The 16697-nt window shown below is 65.3% G+C and carries 14 protein-coding genes; 9 read left to right on the top strand and 5 right to left on the bottom strand.

Annotation, left to right across the window (positions count from 1 at the left end):
* The first annotated feature begins 3 nt into the window (after positions 1-3).
* Genes RPG13_RS26460 through RPG13_RS26450 form a run of 3 tightly spaced genes read left to right on the top strand, consistent with a single transcriptional unit; the run spans position 4 to position 3805 of the window.
* Complete coding sequence (locus RPG13_RS26460) at positions 4-507, top strand: (2Fe-2S)-binding protein (protein WP_337126381.1); 504 nt, start codon at positions 4-6, stop codon at positions 505-507.
* Complete coding sequence (locus tag RPG13_RS26455; RefSeq protein ID WP_337126380.1) at positions 504-1487, top strand: FAD binding domain-containing protein; 984 nt, start codon at positions 504-506, stop codon at positions 1485-1487. Before RPG13_RS26460 ends, RPG13_RS26455 begins: the two co-directional genes overlap by 4 nt.
* The gene (locus RPG13_RS26450) at positions 1484-3805 is read left to right on the top strand and encodes a xanthine dehydrogenase family protein molybdopterin-binding subunit (protein ID WP_126105616.1); all 2322 of its coding nucleotides are present in this window, start codon (positions 1484-1486) and stop codon (positions 3803-3805) included. Before RPG13_RS26455 ends, RPG13_RS26450 begins: the two co-directional genes overlap by 4 nt.
* 73 nt (positions 3806-3878) lie before the next feature.
* Here RPG13_RS26450 and RPG13_RS26445 read toward each other — a convergent pair whose 3' ends face one another.
* Positions 3879-4889, bottom strand: coding sequence for a zinc-dependent alcohol dehydrogenase family protein (locus tag RPG13_RS26445; RefSeq protein WP_337126379.1), 1011 nt, complete (start codon positions 4887-4889; stop codon positions 3879-3881).
* A gap of 110 nt (positions 4890-4999) precedes the next feature.
* Here RPG13_RS26445 and RPG13_RS26440 point away from each other — a divergent pair, with 110 nt between their 5' ends.
* Complete coding sequence (locus RPG13_RS26440; protein ID WP_337126378.1) at positions 5000-5929, top strand: LysR family transcriptional regulator; 930 nt, start codon at positions 5000-5002, stop codon at positions 5927-5929.
* Between the two features lie 172 nt (positions 5930-6101).
* Here RPG13_RS26440 and RPG13_RS26435 read toward each other — a convergent pair whose 3' ends face one another.
* Together RPG13_RS26435 and RPG13_RS26430 are read right to left on the bottom strand one after the other, a co-directional pair.
* Positions 6102-6872, bottom strand: coding sequence for a slipin family protein (locus tag RPG13_RS26435; RefSeq protein ID WP_292505975.1), 771 nt, complete (start codon positions 6870-6872; stop codon positions 6102-6104).
* Positions 6869-8266 carry an NfeD family protein gene (locus RPG13_RS26430; RefSeq protein WP_337126377.1) on the bottom strand — a complete coding sequence of 466 codons (1398 nt, stop codon included), beginning with the start codon at positions 8264-8266 and terminating at the stop codon, positions 6869-6871. The genes RPG13_RS26435 and RPG13_RS26430 overlap by 4 nt, the downstream gene beginning before the upstream one ends.
* Positions 8267-8435: 169 nt before the next feature.
* On the opposite strand from RPG13_RS26430, the gene RPG13_RS26425 reads away from it, so the two are divergent.
* The 4 genes from RPG13_RS26425 to RPG13_RS26410 all read left to right on the top strand — a co-directional run bounded on the left by RPG13_RS26425 (position 8436) and on the right by RPG13_RS26410 (position 13529).
* On the top strand, positions 8436-9329 hold the full coding sequence (locus RPG13_RS26425) for a DMT family transporter (protein WP_337126376.1): 894 nt from the start codon (positions 8436-8438) through the stop codon (positions 9327-9329).
* A gap of 113 nt (positions 9330-9442) precedes the next feature.
* Entirely contained in the window at positions 9443-10186 is a 744-nt protein-coding gene (locus tag RPG13_RS26420) for a 2OG-Fe(II) oxygenase (protein ID WP_292220090.1), read from the top strand.
* 433 nt (positions 10187-10619) lie between these two features.
* Complete coding sequence (pstS, locus tag RPG13_RS26415; protein WP_337126375.1) at positions 10620-11714, top strand: phosphate ABC transporter substrate-binding protein PstS; 1095 nt, start codon at positions 10620-10622, stop codon at positions 11712-11714.
* 84 nt (positions 11715-11798) lie between these two features.
* Positions 11799-13529, top strand: a complete 1731-nt coding sequence (locus RPG13_RS26410; RefSeq protein WP_337126374.1) for a Na/Pi cotransporter family protein — start codon at positions 11799-11801, stop codon at positions 13527-13529.
* 200 nt (positions 13530-13729) lie between these two features.
* Here RPG13_RS26410 and RPG13_RS26405 read toward each other — a convergent pair whose 3' ends face one another.
* Both RPG13_RS26405 and RPG13_RS26400 read right to left on the bottom strand, forming a co-directional pair.
* Positions 13730-14524 carry a pseudouridine synthase gene (locus RPG13_RS26405; protein WP_442921358.1) on the bottom strand — a complete coding sequence of 265 codons (795 nt, stop codon included), beginning with the start codon at positions 14522-14524 and terminating at the stop codon, positions 13730-13732.
* A gap of 2 nt (positions 14525-14526) precedes the next feature.
* The gene (locus tag RPG13_RS26400) at positions 14527-15177 is read right to left on the bottom strand and encodes a GntR family transcriptional regulator (protein WP_337127058.1); all 651 of its coding nucleotides are present in this window, start codon (positions 15175-15177) and stop codon (positions 14527-14529) included.
* 135 nt (positions 15178-15312) lie between these two features.
* On the opposite strand from RPG13_RS26400, the gene RPG13_RS26395 reads away from it, so the two are divergent.
* On the top strand, positions 15313-16557 hold the full coding sequence (locus tag RPG13_RS26395) for an NAD(P)/FAD-dependent oxidoreductase (RefSeq protein WP_337126373.1): 1245 nt from the start codon (positions 15313-15315) through the stop codon (positions 16555-16557).
* Positions 16558-16697: the final 140 nt, after the last annotated feature.

Here is a 16697-nt window from a genome sequence, read left to right as displayed (position 1 = left end):
CCTATGACAAGCAAAACCCGAATTCCCATCCAACTTCAGATCAACGGACTTCGCCATGAACTGGAGGTCGAGCCGCGCGTCACGCTGCTCGACGCCTTGCGCGATCATCTCGGCCTGACCGGCACCAAAAAAGGCTGCGACCAGGGCCAATGCGGCGCCTGCACCGTGCATGTCGACGGCCAGCGCGTGCTGGCCTGCCTGACGCTTGCCGCCCAGGCCCAGGGCAGGGCGGTCACATCAATCGAAGGGCTTGCCGATGGCGACGGCACGCTGCACGCGGTCCAGGCCGCCTTCCTCGAACAGGACGCCTTCCAGTGCGGCTACTGCACGCCGGGACAGATCATGTCGGCGGTCGCCTGCATCCGCGAAGGCCATGCCGGCTCGGATGACGAGATCCGCGAATACATGGCCGGCAATCTCTGTCGCTGCGGCGCCTATCCGCACATCGTCGCCGCCGTGCGCCAGGCGGCACTGGAGGTTGCGTCATCCATGGAGACCGCGTCATGAGGGATTTTTCGTATCTGCGCGCCAATTCCGTCGATGCGGCACGCCAGGCGGCGGCGCTGCCCGGCGCCATGCTGCTCGCCGGCGGCACCACCCTCATCGATCTCGCCAAATGCGGCGTCACCGAACCCGAAACCGTGGTCGACATCAGCCATCTCAAGGGACTGGATACGATCACGGTCGATGACCGGGGCGTCACCATCGGCGCGCTGGCCAGGATGAGCAGCGTCGCCGACCATGCCGAGATAAAAAGCCGGTTCCCCGCCGTCTCGGAAGCGCTGTGGCAGACGGCCTCGGCGCAGCTCCGCAATATGGCGACTATCGGCGGCAATCTGATGCAGCGCACGCGCTGTCCGTATTTCCGCGATCCGGCGAACTTTCCCGCCTGCAACAAGCGCACGCCCGGCAGCGGCTGCTCGGCGATCGGCGGCGTCACCCGCGGCCATGCCGTGCTCGGCACCAGCGAGGCCTGCATCGCCACCTATCCGGGCGATCTGGCGACGGCGCTGGTCGCCTTCGACGCAACAGTCCATCTCGGCGACCGCCAGGTCGCGGCCGGCGACTTTTTTCTCCTGCCGGGCGCCACGCCCGACAGAGAGCATGCGATCGAGCCAGGCGAGGTGATCACCGCGATCAGCATTCCTGCTTCCGCCGCTGCGGGACGTTCGACCTATCTGAAAGTCCGTGACCGCCAGTCGTACGAATTTGCCGTGGCGAGCGCTGCTGTCGGCGTCGAATTCGAGGCCGACGGCCGCACGATCAGGGATTTGCGTGTGGCGCTTGGCGGTGTCGCCACCAAGCCGTGGCGGGCACGCGCCGTGGAAGAGGCGCTGAAAGGCAAGTTGCTGGAGGCTGATATCGTCAAGCAAGCCAGCCTGCTCGCCATCGAGGGCGCCGTCGACCACGGCGCCAACCATTACAAGATCGAACTGGCGCCGCGCGTCGTCGCCCGCGCCATCCTTAAAGTTGGAGAAACGGCATGACCGTTCACGAGATCAGAACCCGACAAAGTGAATCGAAGAGGGGCGACGCATCGGACGGCGCCATCTTTGCAGAGGCAGTGGGCGGGCGGCTGTCGCGCGTCGATGGCCCGGCCAAGATCACCGGTGCCGCAAAATACGCGGTCGAGCAGCAGCTCGAAGGGCTCAGCCACGCCGTTCTCGTCGAGAGCACGATTGCGGCCGGCAAGGTGCGGTCGATCGACACCGCCGCCGCTGAAAGCGCACCCGGCGTGCTTCTGGTGCTGACGCCGGACAATGTGTTGCGCCTCAACACCGCGACGGACTGGCTGGGCACGCCGCCGCCGGATGTTCCCTATTGCCCGCTGGCGCGCGACATCACCTTCAGCGGCCAGCATGTCGCGGCGGTGGTTGCCGAGAGTTTCGAGCAGGCGGTCGCGGCCGCGGCGCTGGTCAAGGTCAGCTATGACGAGACGCCGGCCATCGTTGATCTCGACGATCCAAAGGCCGGCGACGGCATTCCGGTCGACACGATGACCAAGGAATGGGGCGATGCACAAGCGGCTTTCACCGCCGCCCCGGTGCGCATCTGCGCCGCCTACAACACGCCGCGCGAATACCAGGCGCCGATGGAGCCGCATGGCCTGATCGCGCATTGGCAAGGCGACCGGCTGACGGTGTGGGAGCCCAGCCAATGGCTCGACGGCATGGCGCGGACCTATGCCGAATGGTTCGGCGTGCCGTTCGAGAATGTGCGCCTGGTCTCGCCCTATATCGGCGGTGGCTTCGGCTCCAAGGCGTTCGCCTACGGCTACGGCGCGGTGGCGGCGATGGCCGCGAAAATGCTGGGACGGCCGGTGAAGCTCGCGGTCACCAGGCCGCAGACCTTCACCGCCTATGGCGGACGGGCGGCAACGCGCCAGACGGTGGCGCTCGGTGCCGACGCAGAGGGACGGATCCAGTCGATCGTGCATCGCGGCGTCAACGAGACTTCGGTCGACGGCATGTGGGTCGAGCCGCTCGGCTCGGTCACTTCGATCATGTATGCGACGCCGAATTTCTCATCGCGGCAGAATGTCGTGCGGGTGAACACCGTGGTGCCGGGTGCGTTGCGTGCGCCGGGCGAGAACCCGAGCGCCTTCGGCATCGAAAGCGCGATCGACGAGCTCGCCTATGAGGTCGGCATCGATCCGCTGGAAATCCGGCTCAGGAACTATGCCGAGCAGGATCCGGAGGTGAAGAAGCCGTGGTCGACGCGGCAGTTGCGGGAGGCCTTCGCGGTTGGCGCGGCAGCCTTCGGCTGGTCGAAGCGTCCACGCGAGCCGCGCTCGATGCGCGACGGCAATCAGCTGATCGGCTGGGGCGTTGCCGCCGGCACCTATCCGGTGCGGCGCGCCTATGGCGAGGCGATGGTGCGCATCCTCACCGACGGCTCGGTCGAGGTCGAAAGCTCGAGCATCGACATGGGGCAGGGCACCTATACGATCCTGGCGCAGACCGCCGCCGAAGTGGTGGGCGTGCCGGCTGAGAACGTCGTGGTGAAGCTAGGTGACTCGCGCTATGCCCGAGCAGGCGTCACCGGCGGGTCGCGGCTGGCCGGCGTGATGACGGGCGCGGTGCACAAGGCGGCGACTGCCGCGCTCGATGAGCTGGTCGGGCTGGCGATCAGCGATCCCAATTCGCCGTTCCATGCGCTGCAGGCCAACACGCTGGTCGTCAGTGAGGGCCGCATAAGGTCACCGCGCGGCGACGGTCCGGATGTCTCGATCGCCGAGCTGCTCGGCAGCGTCGGACGCGAGCAGATCGAGGCGATGGGCGACACCACGCCGGCCACTTGGACGGCGGAGGATCGCTACAAGAACAATACGACCATAACGATGGCGCTGTCGCACACCGAGGGCGATTATTCCCGCCACAGCTGGTGCGCGCATTTCATCGAGGTGCGCGTCGACGAGGACTTTGGCACGGTTCGCGTGTCGCGCGTGGTGTCGGCGCTCGATTCGGGCCGGCTCTACAATCCCAAGCTCGCCGAAAGCCAGTGGAAGGGCGGCATCATCATGGGCATCGGCCAGGCGCTGCTGGAGGAAGGCATCGTCGACCGCCGCCACGGCCGCGTCGTCAACAACAATCTGGCCGACTATCTCATCGCCACCAATGCCGATATTCCCGACATTGAGGTGATCTCGGTCGGCATCCCCGACCTGCATTCCTCGGTGCTCGGCGGCAAGGGCGTCGGCGAGCTGGGCATCGTCGGCGTTGCTCCGGCGATCGCCAACGCGGTGTTCCACGCCACCGGCAAGCGGGTGCGGGATCTGCCGATCACGCTGGAGAAGCTGATTTAGCGGAGGCCGTGAAGTTGTCGATCTCCCCGTCGTGGGGAGATTGGCAGCTTCAACTACGGCGCCCTGTCCAGACTCACCACGACAGCGCAAAAGCCAGCTTGCCGAAATGCCGGCCGCCGGCCGCCATGTGTGCGTAGGCTTCGGCTGCCTGGTCCTGGCTGTACACCGTGTCGATGACCGGCTCGATACGGGCAGCGGCGATGGCGCGGGCGGCGTCGCGCAGGTCGGAAACCGAGCCGGTATTGTTGCCCACCACCCTGAGTGCCTTGACGATGATCGGCAGCAGGTTTGCGGTGGTCTCGGCGCCGGTGACGAAGCCGATGGTGAACACCGTGCCGCCGGGCGCGGCGGCGTTGACCGAGCGGGCGAAGGTGGCCGATCCGCCGGTCTCGACGATCAGGTCGGCGCCGACGCCCTCGGTCAGTTCGAGCACCCTCGTGTCCCAGTCCGGCGTCGTGCGGTAGTTGATGAGGTGATCGGCGCCGAGCGCCCTGGCGCGCTCCAGCTTCTCGTCCGATGACGAGGTGATGACGACCGTGGCGCCGGCGGCCTTGGCAAGCTGTAGGGTCAGGATCGAGACACCGCCGGTGCCGAGCAGGACGACGACCGATCCCGGCCCGACATCGGCGGCGCGGATCGCATTCCACGCGGTGGTGCCGGCGATCGGCAGCGTCGCCGCCGCTTCGAAGGACAAATGCGCCGGCACCGGCACGACGGCATTGGCCGGCAGCGCGACATATTCGGCGAGCGATCCGGGTAGCGTCAGGCCGCGCATCTCGGTCGTCTCGTAGGGCCGCGGACGGCCGCCGATCCAGTGCGGCTTTGCATGGGCGATGACGCGGTCGTTAACGGCGAGCCTCGACACGCCCTCGCCGATGCCGACGATCTCGCCGGCGCCGTCGACGACCGGAATGAGCGGAAAGCTCGGACCAGGATAATTGCCGCTCGCCACCGCGACATCGACGAAATTGAGGCTCCCGGCGCGCAGGCGGATCAGCACTTCGCCGCGCTGCGGTTCAGGTGTGGCAACGGTTGCCGCGCGAAAGGCGTCCAGTCGGGGTGCAGTCAGTTCGATGGCTTTCATGGTCTCACTCCGGTTGATCGGCCGACGGGCCAATAGATGGGATTGAGTGAAACTAGCTGCTGCGCTATCTCTGCATAATCCTTGGATTTTGCAGTTGAGTTATGCGCCAGATGCAGCAATCCCATGAACCGGCCGCACTGGCCGAGATGGCAGCCTTCGCGGCGATCGCCGAGGCACGCTCCTTCACCAAAGCGGCGGCGCGCGTCGGACGCGACGCGACGATCCTGTCGCGTCGCCTCGCTTCGCTGGAGGAGCGGCTCGGCGTGCGGTTGCTGCACCGGACGACGCGCAGCGTGTCGCTGACCGAGGCGGGAGCGGAGTTCCTCGTCCGCATCCGCGCCATCCTGGCCGCAGTCGATGAGGCCGAGGCGGCTGCGTCGGCGCATGCCGGCGGCGGGCCGCGCGGTGTGCTGCGACTGGCGCTGCCCGGATCGTTCGGGCGCATGTGGATCGGACCGCTGCTGCCAGAATTTCTCGCCGAATTTCCCGACGTCCGCATCGAGGCCGAGTTCTCCAACCGTTTCGTCGATCTCGTCGCCGAGAATTTCGATGTCGCCGTCCGTCTCGGCGCGCTGGAGGATTCGCGCCTGGTGGCGCGCAAGGTGGCGACGCGGCGCCGGCTGCTGTGCGCCGCACCGTCCTACCTTGCTCGCGCGGGCACGCCGGCCAGGCCGCAGGCGCTTGTCGAGCATGCTTGCCTGGGTTTCACCGGGTTCCAGACCTTTCCCGCCTGGGAGATGACCGACGGCACGGGCCGTCGCGTCCGTATCGAGGTTTCCGGGCCGCTGGTCACCGATGATGCCGAGGTGCTGGTCCAGGCCGCCGTGCAGGGCGTCGGCCTGATGATGAGCACGGATTGGCTGGTCGGACGCGAACTCGCCGACGGACGGCTGGTGCCTGTTCTGGAGGACTGGACGCTCGCCGACGAGGGCGCGGTCTATATCGTGATGCCTTCAGCCAAGGGGCAAGCGGCCAAGACGCGCGCCTTCGCCGACTGGATCGGCAAGCGCTTTGCGCCAGAGCCGCCTTGGCGGAGGTGAGGGTGCTGATCTCCCCCCCTTGAGGGGAGATGTCGCCGAAGGCGACAGAGGGGGTCGCCGCGCGTGGGGCGTCAGCGCCGTCTCTCGTAGAGGAAGGCGTCGGCGATCTATGTGAGACGACCCCCTCTGGCCGCTTCGCGGCCATCTCCCCCTCGAGGGGGAGATTACGCGCTCAGCCGCCTCCGCCTCCACCTTGCTGCTTGATGAAATGAGCGAGGAGATCCACCGGCAGCGGAAACACGACCGTCGACGAGCGCTCACCGGCGATGTCGTGGAGCGCCTCGAAATAGCGCAGCTGCATGGCCTGCGGTGCCTCGGCCAGCATCTTGCCGGCCTCGACGAGTTTTGCCGCCGCCTGCTGTTCGCCGTCGGCATTGATCACTTTGGCACGCCGCAGCCGTTCGGCCTCGGCCTGCTTGGCGATGGCGCGGACCATATTCTCGTTGAGGTCGACATGCTTGATCTCGACATCAGAGACCTTGATGCCCCAGGCATCGGTTCGCTGATCGAGGATCTCCTGGATGTCGCTGTTGAGCTTGTCACGCTCGGCCAGCATTTCATCGAGCTCATGCTTGCCGAGCACCGAGCGCAATGTGGTCTGCGCCAACTGGTTGGTCGCGGCCATGAAGTCCTCGACCTGGATCACCGCCCGCTCGGCGTCGACGATACGAAAATACAGCACCGCGTTGACCTTCACCGAGACGTTGTCGCGCGAGATCACGTCCTGCGGCGGAACATCCTGGACCACCACCCGCAGGTCGACCCTCACCATCTGCTGCACGAAGGGGATGAGGATGATCAGGCCGGGCCCCTTGACCCCGGTGAAACGGCCGAGCGTGAAGACCACGCCGCGCTGATATTCCCTCAGGATGCGAATGGCCGCGGACAGGAACATGAGCACGACGAGCGCTGCTACCAGATAGGCCACATAACCGATGATCATTGCCTTGCTCCATCGCTTCCCGCATTGCGGCGCCGTATCGTCAGCACGAGACCCCTGACATCAGCCACCTCGACGCTGTCGCCGACTGCAAAGGGTTCGTCGGCCTTCGCCCGCCAGCGCTCGCCTCGGGCGAGCACGTGACCCTCGCTGCCCTCCCAGTCGAGGACCTTGGCCGGCAGCCCTTGCATGGCCTGTGCGCCAACACGCGGAGCGTTCTTGCGGGCCGCCCACAGATAGCTGCCGGTCAACAGCGCCAGGCCGAGCGTCAGGGCGGCGGCGGTGCCGATGACGGCCCACGACATCTCGAAGCCGGGCCCCTCGATCCTGAGCAGCATGGCAGCGCCCAGCAGAAAGGCAGCCACGCCTCCCAGCCCAAGCACCACTGTGGGGTTGAAGGCCTCGACCACGAGGAAGATGATGCCAAGCAGCATCAAGGCAAGGCCGGCATAGCTGATCGGCAGGAGATTGAGTGCATAGAGTCCGAGCAGAAGGCAGATCGTGCCGATCACGCCGGGCGCGACCGCGCCCGGGCTCGTGAACTCGAAGACGAGGCCATAAACGCCGATCAGCATCAGGATCACGGCGATGTTCGGGTCGGTGATGACAGCGAGAAGCCGGATGAGCCAGCCGGGCTCCAGCGTTTCAACCGGCAGCCCTTTCGTCGCCAGCACCTCTTTCCTGCCGGCCATTTCCACCGTGCGGCCGTCAGCCAGCTGAAGCAGCTCGGTCGTGTCGCGGGCGACGAAGTCGACGACATGCTCCTGCAGCGCCGCGTTGGCCGACAGGCTGGCCGCCTCGCGCACGGCCTTTTCACCCCATTCGGCATTGCGCCCGCGCAGTTCAGCCAGGCTGCGGATCAACGCAACCGCGTCGTTCGTCGCCTTGGCGATCATCGCATCGCCCGCTGGCGGGTTCTTCTGGTCTTTGCCGGCTCCTGGGCCATTGTTCTTGTCGTCGCCGCCGGGAAAGGATGGCAGCGGTCCGCCCATCTCGATCGGCGTTGCCGCACCCAGATTGGTGCCGGGCGCCATCGCCGCCACATGGGTTGCGTAGAGGATGTAGGTTCCGGCGCTCGCCGCATGACCACCGGCGGGCGCGACATAGCCGATGACGGGAACCGGCGAGGCGAGCATATCGGCGATGATCTCGCGCATGCTGGTGACCAACCCGCCGGGCGTGTTCATCTGCAGGATGAGAACCTCGGCGTTCCGCTGCGCGGCTACCGCCAGCGCTTCCTCGAGCTGCATGGCGCTCGCCGGACCGATGGCGCCGTCTATCTCGACGCGCAGCGCAATCCTCTCCTGGCCGTTCGCCTCTCCGGTTGTGGAAGAAAAACAAACGAACACAGCGGCTACAAAAGCCGCGGCAATCAGGGCTACACGCGCGAGTTTCACGCTCAAAGCTCCATATCAAGGATATGGGCTCGATTTTGCCGAAATCCATGACACTTCGCGGCGGGTGAAGCTGATCCAGGGCAACGCCCCGTCCGATTCCAACGCGTAGGCGATCCGTAAGCGGGGTTCAGCCAGCCTTCCCTCGACGTCCAAAGCGAGGGGAAGACCGATGTCGAAGCTGCATGCCAATCTTCTGCTTCTGTTCGCCGCGGCACTATGGGGCCTCGGCAATGTTTCGCAGAAGACCATTCTGGACCATCTCGACCCGTTGAGCGCGGTCGGCATGCGCTGCCTGATCGGCTGGATCCTGGTGCTGCCGCTGATCGCCACCGAACCCCGGCGACCGCCAGGCGGCCTCTATCGCGCGAGCTTGGCAAGGGTCAGCGTGCTGTTTGCAATCGCGATCGTCCTGCAGCAGATCGGCTATCTCGGCACGTCGGTGACGAATGCCAGCTTTCTGGTCAGCACGGCGACGGTGATGACGCCCTTCGCGGCGTGGCTGCTGGTCGGCGAGCGGCTGACAGCGGCCGTCGGCCTCGCCGCCGGCCTGACGCTGGTCGGCGCGCTGCTCTTGTCCGGCGGCATCGCCAGCTTCAACCAGGGCGATGTGGCGATCATGCTGTCGGCGGCCTGCTACGCGCTCTGGATGGTCGAGCTCGGTCGTCATGCGCAGACCTATGGACGCCCGTTCACCGCCATGGCGGCGCAGTTCCTTGGCGCGGCGGTGATCAGCCTGCCGCTCGGCTTCTTCCATGGCAATCTGTCGCCTGCCAATGCGTTCGATGCCTGGCCGCAACTGCTTGTGCTCGGCGTATTCTCTACCGCCGTCTGCTTCGGCATCCAGACGATTGCCCAGCGTTTCACCTCGGCCAGCCACGCGGCGGTAATCGTCAGCGCCGAAAGCGTGTTCGGCGCCCTGGGCGCGGCACTTTTCCTGGGCGAGCGGACATCGTTCGTCGGCATGCTTGGGGCAACGATCATGCTGGCCGCCGCCCTCTACCTCGCTACTTCGGGGGGCGGAGCGATCAGGCCAGCGCCCGAAAACGGCGCCACCGGTGCTTGAGATTGTGAGACGCGACACACCGAACTATGCAACCCCTTTGGCAGGAAACGGGTGGTTCGCGCGCACTGTTTCACCCATCTGATGGGCAGGACGAAGCCAGAGGAGGCAAAGCCATGACCATTCATTCGATAGGTTCGAGGGCAGCGGTCCGATCGGCGGAGACGCGCGTCGCCGCATATGATTGGCAGGCGTTGGCCGGGGAGATGAGCGGCTATGGCTGCGCGGTGATGGAAAAGCTGCTGACGCCGCAAGAATGCCGGGAGGTCGCCGGGCTTTACCCGGACGAGAGCCATTTCCGCAGCCATGTCCATATGGCGCGGCACGGCTTCGGCAAGGGCGAGTACCGCTATTTCCGCTATCCCTTGCCCGAGCTGATCGGCGGCTTGCGCACCGCGCTCTATCCGCGCCTCGCCGCGGTCGCCAACGACTGGAACCAGCGCATGAGCATCGCCCAGCGCTATCCGGACGAGCATGCCGCGTTCCTCAAGCAATGCCATGACCAGGGCCAGACACGGCCGACGCCGCTTCTGCTGCAATATGGTACCGGCGACTTCAACTGCCTGCATCAGGATCTCTACGGCGATCTTGCCTTCCCGCTGCAGGTGGCGATCCTGCTGTCCGAACCCGGCAAGGACTTCACCGGCGGCGAGTTCGTGCTGACCGAACAGCGCCCGCGCATGCAGAGCCGGGCCGAGGTGGTGCCGTTGCACCAGGGCGATGCGGTCGCCTTCGCGGTGCACAATCGTCCGGTCCAGGGCAGCAAAGGCAGCTACCGCGTCAATCTCAGGCACGGCGTCAGTAGGCTTCGCTCCGGCATGCGCCATACCGTCGGCATCATCTTCCACGACGCGAAGTGAGGGCTGCGTAGACTTCCTTCTCCCCTTCTCCCCTTGGGGGAGAAGGTGGATTGGCGCGCAGCGCCAAGACGGTTGAGGGGTGTTGGACGGAGCGCCGTCGTTGCCAAGCTGGAACACCCCTCATCCGTCGCCTTCGGCGACACCTTCTCCCACAAGGGGGAGAAGGGTGAGCGCGAGGCGCAACGTTGGAGCCCAGTCCTTCGGACCCCAATTCTTCATAGGAGTCCGAGGAACGGGCGGGACAAGTGATCGCGGAAAATCCGAATAAAAAAGATTCGCCCCACAAGATCTCTGTCATCCAATTGTTAACCAAGGTTCATACGATGAGCAATGTTGTCTCTCGGCCGGTGTGTGTTCGCCGGGCGGACGACTGTTGATATCTGCCAAGACTGAAAAGTAGATTTTTATTTGCGCAGTATAGTCGGGGATCGCCATGATGTTTCCAGCAAGCTTTGCGTCACTTCGGCGCAAATGGCCGAAGATAACCGGATCAAGTGGCGCCATCACGCTGGCTGTTGCCTTGATGATCGGTGCCGCTGCGCAGGCTGAGCCTATTCGCGGCGCTGGATCGACACTGGCTGCCCCGATCATCGGCAAATGGGCAACGGCCTACGAGAGCGCCCGCGCAGATGGCGGCGACTATATCTCGCCCGATTGGAAGGTTGACTATGAGATCGTCGGCTCGCTCGCCGGCATCCTGCGTCTCGACCAGCCGGACATGGACTTTGCCGCGACGGATGCGCCGATCAACGCCGCCGACCTCAGGAAAGCCGGCCGCCAGCAGTTTCCGATCGTGATGGGCGCCATCGCCGTCGTCGTCAATCTCGACGGCATTGGCCCGGGAAGCCTTCGCCTGACGGGGCCGCTTCTGGCCGACATCTATCTGGGCAAGATCCAGTCATGGTCCGATCCCGCGATCAAGGCGGCGAATCCGGATCTGACGCTGCCCGATCTTAGGATCAGCGTTCTTCACCGTAAGGATGGGTCCGGCTCGACTTTTGTGTTCACGGAGTATCTGTCGGCGGTCAGCGACGAGTGGAAGAGCAAATACGGCGCCAACACACTGATCTCGTGGCCGCTCGGCGCCGATGCCGAAGGCACGCAGAACCTCATTCGAGCCGTGCATGACACGAAGGGGGCGATCGCCTATGCCGAATCCGGCCAGGCGCAGCGCGCCAGCCTTTCCTACGCGCTGATCGAGAACAAATCCGGCAAGTTCGTCAAGCCGGAGCCCGACGGCGTGCAGGCTGCTGCGACGTCCATCGACTGGGCGCAAACGACCGATTTCTTCGCTTCGCTGACCGATCGAGACGGAGATGCCGCCTATCCGATCAGCACGGCTGTGTTCGCGGTCGTTCAGGTCTCGGGCCGTTCGGAACATCGCTATCGCCGCGTGCACGACCTTTTCCGGCTCGCCTTCGCGCAGGGCGCGGGCGACGCCGCCGCGCTCGGCTATGTGCCGCTGCCGAAGGCGCTCGTCGACCAGGTCGAACAATACTGGGCGAGCCAAGCGCCCGTCGGAAACTGAGCTGAAGAGCCAGGCTGCCTCGCGCAGCACCTGAACTGAACGTCATATCGCGCCGTGGTAACGGCTTGTTGGGGACTGCGTGACATGGACATAGATATCTTCAAGGACATCCTCGTGCCGGTGATCGGGGGGTTGGGCATCTTCATGCTCGGCCTCGACTTCATGGCAAACGGCATCCAGGCGCTTTCGGTCAACCGGATGCGCGCCTTTCTCGCCAAGGCCGCCGGAACGCCGATCAAGGGCGTGCTGGCAGGAACGCTGATCACCGGCGTCATCCAGTCGTCGACGGCGATGAGCGTCATGGTCGTCGGCCTGGTCAATGCCGGGGTCATCGCCCTGAGACCGGCGATCAGCGTGATCATGGGCGCCAATATCGGCACCACGCTCGGCAACGGGCTCATCGCCCTGCCGCTCGGCCCGCTTGGATTGATCCTGGCCGGCGTGTTCTCGCTGGTCTACTGCTTCGCCAAAAGCGAAAAGGTCAAGAACATTGCGCTCGCCTGCATGGGCTTCGCGCTGATCTTCTATGGCCTCAACCTGATGACCGGCGGCCTGCGCCCGCTTCGCAACCTGCCTGAAGTCATGGCCCTGCTGCAGACCCTCACGGCCGACTCCTATCTCAACCTCCTCAAATGCGTGTTCATCGCCGCCGGCGTGACCGCCATGATCCATTCGTCCTCGGCGACGATCGGCATTGTGATGGGCCTTGGCGCCGCCGGCATTCTCGACTGGACGACGGCCGTCGCCTTCTCGCTCGGCGCCGATCTCGGCACCACGATCACCTCGTGGATGGCTTCGCTCAATCTTTCGAAGAACGCCAAGCGGACCGCTTACGCGCACATCTCGTTCAACATCATCGGCGTGTGCATCACCATCCCGCTGTTCTTCGTCTCCATGCAGGTCCTGGAATGGGCCATGCAGTTCTTCGGCGGCGATCCCGCCATCCCGGTGATCGTCGACGGCAAGGAGACCTTCCCCCTGGTGCCGGTCGCGGTCGGCCTCTACTCGACCTTCTTCAACATCTTCAATACATTGTTGCTGTTCCCGTTCATCGGTGTGTTCGAGCGGATTTTGTCGCGTGTCGGCCACACGGATGCCGATGACGCAGAGGATTTCTCGACGCCGAGATTCCTCGACCGCAAGCTGGCCGGCGATTTTGCCAAGGCCGTTCCCGCCGTTCAGCAGGAAACGGCCCGTCACCTCGAGGCCGGCGCAATGTTCCTCGACATCGCACGCTCGTCCAAGAAGGCGCCGTCGGATCCGGGCGAGCACTATCTCGCAACCGACATTCTCAGCCGCGATATCCGTGCCTACACCGCCGAACTAATGAAGGAGGATTTGCCTTATGACCAGCTCGACCTGATCGCCAGCCTGATCGAGGAAGCCGACTTCACGGCTGCCTTGACGGAATCGATGCATCAGGTGGCACGCCGCGTCAGGCGCGAGAAGTTCAGCGGCCCGGCGCAGGCCATCGTCGACGTGGCGTTGAGCAAGCTCGATGTTTCGCTGCGGGAGATCTTGCCGACTTACGGCATCTCCAACCCGCAGATGCCGGCCGGCCACGTCAATCTGCCGGAGGTCGAGGAGCTGCGCGCCCGCACGCTGGCGCTCGGACCGAATGCTGGCGCTGCTGAGCGTGGCACGATCCTGGCCCTGCTCGGGTCGATCGAACGCGCGGAAATCCTGATCCAGCGCATCGATGCCGAGCGCAAATCGATCAACCGGCAAAGCGTTCTCGCCCGTGCCTCGGCACGCAAGGAAGCCAGGCCGCACTCGATGGGCGATACCGGCCTCAGCCCGGTTCCGGCCGAGTAGCGGGAAAGCTGGGGGGGCGGCGGGGCTGCCCTTTCCCTTCTCCCCTTGTGGGAGAAGGTGGATTGGCGCGTAGCGCCAAGACGGAAGAGGGGTGTTGGAAGGATCGCTGTTGGTGCCAAGCTGGAACACCCCTCATCCGACCGAGCTTCGCTCGGCCACCTTCTCCCACAAGGGGAGAAGGGAGAGCGATGCGTCTTCGCTCAGCCCTGAAACAGCGCCAGCTCTTCGGCGGTGAGGTGGCGTGCCTTGCCCTTGGCAAGCTCGCCGAGCTGCAAGGGGCCGATCGCCACCCGCACGAGGCGGAGCACCTCCACGTCATGCGCCCCGAGCAGCCGGCGGATATGGCGGTTGCGGCCCTCGTCAAGGGTGATTTCCAGCCAGGCGGTGCTGGTGCCGCTGCGCAGAACATCGATCGACCGCGCCGTCAAAAGCTCGCCATCGACCGTCGCGCCGGCACGCAACCGCGCCAGCATGGTCTCGTCGGGCAGGGCGCCGATCTGCACGTGATAGATCTTGGCGACGTGCGAGGCGGGGTCGAGCAGGCGCTGCGCGAAACGCGTGTCGTTGGTCATCAACAGCAGGCCTTCGCTGGCCTTGTCGAGGCGGCCGACCGGCGACACGAAGGGCAGGTCGAGTTCTGCCAGGCAGTCATAGACGGTGCCGCGGTCCTGCGGGTCGTCGCGGGTGGTGACCAGGCCGCGCGGCTTGTTGATCATCAGATAGACCTTGCGCTCGGCGACGACGCGGCTGCCGTCGACCTCGATGCGGTCGCGGCCGGGATCGACGCGCATCGAGCCGTTGCGCACGATCTTGCCGGCGACCCGGACGCGCCCTTCGGCGACCAGGATCTCGGCCTGCTTGCGCGAGCACAGGCCGAGTTTCGACAGCGCACGGCAAAGGCTGACGCTGGGTGGACTCGCTCGGGGACGACTGGCGCCAGGCGAGGGGCGTGGCCGGCCGGTACTCGGTTGTGGCGGCTTACGTCGTTCCGGCAAGGTCAGGACTTTCCCGCTAGCCCATCTCCAGCCTTGGCAAGCGTTTCCATGCCTTCGCTGAGGTGCTTTCGCAAGACGCGGACGGCCGCCTCGGCATCGCGGTGGCGGCAGGTGGTCACCAGGTCGCGGTGCTCCGCCTGCGAGCGGCTGCGATAGTTGAGGTTGGACAGGAGAACGCGAACGTAGCGGTCGGCCGCATTGTGGTGGGCTTCGATGAGGCCAAGAAGACGGGCGTTGCCGCAGGCGCTATAAAGGGCCAGGTGAAAGGCACGGTTCAGCGTTCCCCAGCGGCCGACATTCGGCTCGGCGTCGATCTGGTTGAGCACATAGCCGGCCTCGTCGAGCTTCTCCTTGCCGAGGTTCGGCACCGAGAGCCGCAGCGCTTCGCTTTCGAGCAGTGCGCGGACCGCAAAGATCTCCCGGATCTCGGCAGCGTCCATTCTGGCGACATGCGCCCCCTTGGTCGGATGGATCGAAACGATGCCTTCGGCTTCGAGCTGGCGAAGCGCATCGCGAACCGGCATGCGGCTGAAGCCGAAGCGCTCGGCAAGATCGTCCTGACGCAGTGGCGTGCCGGCCGCCAGACTGCCGTCGGCGATCGATTCGCGCAGCACATTCGCCACCTGCTCGGCCACCGTCAGCGGTTTCTGCATCAAGCCCTCGCCAAGTCCGCTCACTCGATTCTCCTTGTCACTTGGACCCTGCCTAACAGAAAGCAGCTTGTCTGGATATCTGGATACTCGTATACGAGTATCCAGATATGCCATATATCCGCAGGGGGAAACTCCATGTCGCTCGCATCGGGCCGCTCAGCCAAGCAACCGGGCTCCTACAACAGACCGGTCGACGCCGTCGTCATCGGCGGTGGCATCGCCGGTTGCACGCTGGCCTGGGAGCTGGCGTCCAGAGGCGTCAAAACGGTCGTTCTCGAACAGGCCGTGATTGCCGCCGAATCGTCGGGACGCAACACCGGCACCTTGCTCAGCGGCCCGCAGACGCAAGTGGTCGAGATGCTCGACGCCTGCGCGGCGATCTATGAGGAGCTTTCTCAAGGAGCGGTGCCCTTCGAGTTCTCGGCGATAGGTCACCTGCTCATCTCGGAAGACCAGGCCAGCTTCGAGGCGGCCGGCACTGTCGCCGATCGCTACCGGGCCGCCGGTGTCGCCATGGAGAAGGTCACCGGCGCGGAACTCGCGCGGGACCATCCGCGCATCGGCTTCAAGGTGGCGGGCGGCTATAGCGTCGGCCGCGCCTGGACCCTGGAGCCGATGGGGGCGACGCATGCCTTCGCCCACGCTGCCCGCGAGGCCGGTGCCGCGATCCGGACAGGGCTTCGCGTCGCCCAGATTTTCTCGAAGGGCGGCAAGGTCCAGGGCGTGCTGACGGATCAGGGGATCATATCAGCCGACCTCGTCTTCATCGCCAACGGGCTGTGGATGTCGGACCTGCTGCGGCGAACCGTCGGCGACGGGCCGCTGCCTAGCCTGCCGTTCACAGCCGGCCGCGGCTGGCTGATCCAGTTGGGCAAGCTCGACTTCGAGCTGCCGTGGATCGTCGAGGAGCTGACATGGCCGGACCAGGAGGAACTGGGAAAGCGGATGAGCCTCGCCGGCCTTGCCGACGTCGCCGAACAGCGGGACGACCAGCCGGCCGTCGAGGCCATCTGCCTCAATCCGATGCGTGGCGGCGATGCGCGGCTCGGCGCATCGGTCCAGCCGGCTTTTCGCGACTTGGTTCGCAACACCGATATGGCGAGCCGGATCGCCAGCCGCACGCTGCGCATGCTGCCCGGTCTTGGCTCGCCGCGGGTGAGCAACGTCTATCCCGGCAACCGGCCGATGCTCTCCGACGGTCTGCCGGTCGCCGGCAAAACTGATATCGATGGCTTGTTCGTGCATGGCGGCATGGGCTCCATCGGCATGCATGCCGCACCGGCCACGGCGCGCTGGCTGGTGGACGCGGTGCTTTCGGGCGACGGCAACCCGGCGCAGCAATGGCTGCGTCCGGAGCGCTTTCCCGGCTGGGGGCGATGAGTGCCTGCCGTCATTGCGACGGCACCTCTTCAATAGATTCACCTGTGACTTGCATCCACTTGAGAAGAAACAGGATTTCAATGCCGGCATTGCTGGACCGCGCCCCCTCTGTCCGGCAGGACAGAGGGGGCGTCGTAGAG

Source organism: Mesorhizobium sp. ISC15 (assembly GCF_037162615.1).
In the GTDB taxonomy this organism is placed as follows: Bacteria; Pseudomonadota; Alphaproteobacteria; order Rhizobiales; family Rhizobiaceae; genus Mesorhizobium; species Mesorhizobium mediterraneum.
Note: the sequence above shows the minus strand (reverse complement) of the source record. Positions and strands in the feature narration are given on the sequence as shown.

Bases quoted from the DNA above. Each gene is read 5' to 3' on its own strand.
- RPG13_RS26425 (WP_337126376.1), top strand. From the start codon at position 8,436: ATGTCGAAGCTGCATGCCAATCTTCTGCTTCTGTTCGCCGCGGCACTA.
- RPG13_RS26450 (WP_126105616.1), top strand. From the start codon at position 1,484: ATGACCGTTCACGAGATCAGAACCCGACAAAGTGAATCGAAGAGGGGC.
- RPG13_RS26445 (WP_337126379.1), bottom strand. From the start codon at position 4,889: ATGAAAGCCATCGAACTGACTGCACCCCGACTGGACGCCTTTCGCGCG.
- RPG13_RS26455 (WP_337126380.1), top strand. From the start codon at position 504: ATGAGGGATTTTTCGTATCTGCGCGCCAATTCCGTCGATGCGGCACGC.
- RPG13_RS26410 (WP_337126374.1), top strand. From the start codon at position 11,799: ATGGACATAGATATCTTCAAGGACATCCTCGTGCCGGTGATCGGGGGG.
- RPG13_RS26460 (WP_337126381.1), top strand. From the start codon at position 4: ATGACAAGCAAAACCCGAATTCCCATCCAACTTCAGATCAACGGACTT.
- RPG13_RS26440 (WP_337126378.1), top strand. From the start codon at position 5,000: ATGCAGCAATCCCATGAACCGGCCGCACTGGCCGAGATGGCAGCCTTC.
- RPG13_RS26400 (WP_337127058.1), bottom strand. From the start codon at position 15,177: ATGCAGAAACCGCTGACGGTGGCCGAGCAGGTGGCGAATGTGCTGCGC.
- RPG13_RS26395 (WP_337126373.1), top strand. From the start codon at position 15,313: ATGTCGCTCGCATCGGGCCGCTCAGCCAAGCAACCGGGCTCCTACAAC.
- RPG13_RS26435 (WP_292505975.1), bottom strand. From the start codon at position 6,872: ATGATCATCGGTTATGTGGCCTATCTGGTAGCAGCGCTCGTCGTGCTC.
- RPG13_RS26420 (WP_292220090.1), top strand. From the start codon at position 9,443: ATGACCATTCATTCGATAGGTTCGAGGGCAGCGGTCCGATCGGCGGAG.
- pstS (WP_337126375.1), top strand. From the start codon at position 10,620: ATGATGTTTCCAGCAAGCTTTGCGTCACTTCGGCGCAAATGGCCGAAG.